At 74.0% G+C, this 3,395-nt stretch carries 5 protein-coding genes; 2 read left to right on the plus strand and 3 right to left on the minus strand.

The features are described from left to right. The 3 genes from AB0G02_RS32180 to AB0G02_RS32190 all read right to left on the minus strand — a co-directional run. Positions 1-356 (minus strand): NAD(P)-binding domain-containing protein (locus tag AB0G02_RS32180; protein WP_360801664.1); only part of this gene is annotated, 356 nt, incomplete at its 3' end. A gap of 34 nt (positions 357-390) precedes the next feature. Beyond that, entirely contained in the window at positions 391-1,890 is a 1,500-nt protein-coding gene (locus tag AB0G02_RS32185; protein ID WP_360801667.1) for an amidase, read from the minus strand. A gap of 96 nt (positions 1,891-1,986) precedes the next feature. Further along, a complete protein-coding gene (locus AB0G02_RS32190; RefSeq protein WP_360801670.1) occupies positions 1,987-2,157 on the minus strand; it encodes a hypothetical protein in 171 nt (56 codons plus the stop codon). A 17-nt stretch (positions 2,158-2,174) separates the two neighbouring features. On the opposite strand from AB0G02_RS32190, the gene AB0G02_RS32195 reads away from it, so the two are divergent. Continuing rightward, complete coding sequence (locus AB0G02_RS32195; protein WP_360801673.1) at positions 2,175-2,804, plus strand: hypothetical protein; 630 nt, start codon at positions 2,175-2,177, stop codon at positions 2,802-2,804. Positions 2,805-2,845: 41 nt separating this feature from the next. Then, positions 2,846-3,395, plus strand: a 550-nt coding sequence (locus tag AB0G02_RS32200; protein WP_360801676.1) for a hypothetical protein, incomplete at its 3' end; no start/stop codon positions are given.

Raw genomic sequence — 3,395 nt, forward strand, 5'->3', positions numbered from 1 at the left:
CCGAGGACGGGCGCGTCGACGTAGGGCACGGCGTGCTTGGCGGCCAGCTCCGCGAGGTGGGCGCCGCCCGCCAGGCCGACCGTGCCGCACTGCGCCCACACCCCGCCGTCACCGACCGCCGGCAGCGCCTCGGCCATCACCCCGGCGGTGGCGTCGGCGTCGAACAGCATCGTGATCACGACGTCCGCGCCGACGACCGCGCCCTTCGGGTCGTCGGCGACCACCGCGCCCTCGTCAGCCAGCGGGCGGGCCTTGGCCGCGCTGCGGTTCCACACGACGACGTCCATCTTCGCCCGCAGCAGGCTCCGTGCCATGCCGGCGCCCATCAGGCCCGTTCCCAACACCACCACGCGCATGGGCACAAGATCCCACCGCGCGCGGGAACCCGCATCACGAAGGCGTGCCGGCCAGGTAGGTCGGTGCGCGGCGGGCGTGCGCGGCCTGTTCGAACGCGGCGGCGAACCGCAGCACGGTGGCGTCCGCCCGGTTGCCCGCCATGAACGACACGCCGACCGGCAGCGGTCCCGCGAACCCGGCCGGGACGGTGGCGTTCGGGTAACCGGACACCGCGGCCGGGGTCGACGAGCCCAGCACGTAGGCGTCGCCGGTGCCGTACTCGGTCTTCCACGCCGGGCTGTTCGTCGGCGCCATGATCACGTCGAGCCGGTGGGCGGCCAGCACCTCGTCGATGGACCGGCGGGCGAGCGTGGTCGCGGTGCGGCGCTGCTCGACGTACGTGGGGTCGGTCAGCGGCGGGGCCTTCTCTGCCTCGACGAACAGCTCCTGGCCGAACTTGCTCAACTCCACCGGGTCGGCCTGGTTGAATGCGATCAGCCCGGCCAGGGTCTTCGGCACGCCGGGCCTGGTCCGCAGGTACTGCTCCAGGTCGTGCTTGAACTCGGTGACCAGCGCCGGGAACTCGGCCGCGTCGATCTCGTCCTGGTAGGGCAGCTCCACCTCGACCACGGTCGCGCCGGACCGCCGCAGCACGTCCACCGCCTCCTGCACGACCCGGTCGGCGCCGGCGTCGCGGCCCGCCTTGCGCCACACGCCGACCCGCTTGCCGCTCAACGTGGCCGAACCGAGGTCGCGCGCGTAGTCGACGCCCCGGCCCTCCAGCGCGGACATGAGGATCGCGGCGTCCACCACGTGCCGGGCCATCGGGCCGGCGGTGTCCTGCTGCGCCGAGATCGGCACGATGCCGTCGCCGCTGACCCGGCCGAGGGTGGGCTTGAGGCCGACCACGCCGTTCTGCCCGGACGGGCACACGATGGACCCGTCGGTCTCGGTGCCGACGGCGACCTGCGCCAACGACGCCGCGACCGCCGCGCCGGAACCCGACGACGAGCCGCACGGGTTGCGGTCCAGCACGTACGGGTTGTTCGTCTGGCCGCCCACGCCGGACCAGCCGGACGTGGAGGAGGTGGAGCGGAAGTTCGCCCACTCGGACAGGTTCGTCTTGCCCAGCACCACCGCGCCCGCGTCACGCAGGCGGCGCACCAGCTCGGCGTCGTCGCGCGGCGGCACGCGCAGGGCCCGCGAACCGGCCGTGGCGCCCATGACCCTGGTGTCGATGTTGTCCTTGAGCAGGACCGGGATGCCGTCCATCGGCCCGCGCGCCTGGCCGTGCCGACGTCGCCGGTCGCTCTCCGCGGCCTGCCCGATGGCTTCCGGGTTCACCGCGACCACCGAGCGGACCCTGCCGTCGACGGTCTCGATGCGCCGCAGGTAGGCGCGGGTGAGGTCGACCGAGGTGAGCGTGCCGCCGTCCATCCGGCGGACCAGCTGCGGGATGGTGGCCGCGTCCAGGTTCTCGACCGGGCGGGTGGTGGCGTGGGCCGGTGGTGCGACGACGAGCACGCACAGCAGGGCCGCGAGCAGGGATCGCATGGTGGTAGCCCAGTCCCGCCGAGGGGTCGCGGTCAACCCGCCGTTGGTCGGCCGCTTCGGCTCGGCACGGCGACCCGCCGCGGTCGGCCCGTGCGGTCAGCGGGGTGTGTCGTCCTGGCCGACGCCCTGGTCGACGCGTGCGTGCAGTCGTTCGCGGATCTCGTCCGGCGTGTAGGCGCGGCGCTTGCGCTCCCCGCGCGCGATCACCACCCCGGTCGCCGCGACACCCGCGACACCGGCCAGGCCGAGCAGCTTCCACCAGCGCATCTGCCTAGGCTACCGGGATGGCTGGAACCAAGATCGGTCTGGACGAGGCGGTCGAGCTCACCCGCACCGGTGACGTCTGGTTGTTCCGCGGCAGTTCGGTGGCGGACCGCGCGATCCGGGTGACGACGAACAGCCCGGTCAACCACGTGGGCATGACGGTGGCGGTGGAGGACCTGCCGCCGTTGATGTGGCACGCCGAACTGGGCCGCTCCCTGCCGGACGTGTGGACCGGCACGCACCACCGCGGCGTGCAGCTGCACGACCTGCGCGACGCGGTGCTGGTGTGGGCGCGCAAGTACGGGCAGCGGGCGTGGCTGCGCCAGCTCGACCGCCCGACGACCCGGGAGGAGGACGACGCGCTGCTGAAGACCGTGGCGCGGCTGAACGGCACGCCGTTCCCGTCCACGGCCCGGTTGGCGACGCGGTGGCTGCGCGGCCGGGTGCCGAACCTGCGCAGGTCCGCGGAAGCCACCCTGGAGACGGCGTACTGCGCGGAGGTCGTGGCCGTGACGTACGAGTCGATGGGGCTGCTGCCCGCCGGCCGCCGGGCGAACTGGTACGACCCGGGCCGGTTCTGGAGCGGTGACGAGCTGGACCTCCTGGGCGGCACCCGGCTGGGCGAGGAGATCGCGGTGGAGATCCCGTAATTCGAGCGTGTCGATCGGCTCGCCGCCCTACCATCCGATCGGTGGACAGACGTGCGAGCGTGGTGCTGGTAGTGGTCCTGTTGGCCGGCTGCACCGCCGAGGCCGAGGTGCCGCAGTCACCGGAGACCGGGTTGCTCGGCGCGCTGGCGGGCGTGCGGGCCACCGACGGGTCGTCCGTGCTGGTCGAGTACGGCGACGTCGCGGCCGTGCGGGCGTTGCGGGCCAAGGACGCCGACCGCTTCGCCGGCCTCCAGGGCTACGGGTACTCCGACCTCGCCGGGCACGCCCCCGTGCTGCCCGACCTGGTCGGGTTCGACCCGTCCGCCGCCACGACCGCGCTGCGGGTCGGCCAGCCGCCGACGTGGGCCGCGGTGCTGCGCGTGGACGTCGACGTGGCCGCGGTGGAGTCGAAGCTGGCCGGGCTCGGCGGCCGACGTGCCGACTCGGGCACCTGGACCACCGGCGCCGACGGGGAGATCCGCCCGGAGGGCCCGCTGGCGCAGCAACGCGGTGGTGAACACCTACGTGATCCCGGACCGCGTCGACCCGCGCAAGATCGCCTCGGCCGGCCTGTGGTTCAAGGCGGCTGGC

The organism is Actinosynnema sp. NPDC023658 (assembly GCF_040639995.1).
Classification (GTDB): domain Bacteria; phylum Actinomycetota; class Actinomycetes; order Mycobacteriales; family Pseudonocardiaceae; genus Actinosynnema.

What these genes read in the sequence shown, in the direction of transcription:
- AB0G02_RS32185 (WP_360801667.1), bottom strand. Translation starts at nt 1,890, where the DNA reads ATGCGATCCCTGCTCGCGGCCCTGCTGTGCGTGCTCGTCGTCGCACCA.
- AB0G02_RS32190 (WP_360801670.1), bottom strand. Translation starts at nt 2,157, where the DNA reads ATGCGCTGGTGGAAGCTGCTCGGCCTGGCCGGTGTCGCGGGTGTCGCG.
- AB0G02_RS32195 (WP_360801673.1), top strand. Translation starts at nt 2,175, where the DNA reads ATGGCTGGAACCAAGATCGGTCTGGACGAGGCGGTCGAGCTCACCCGC.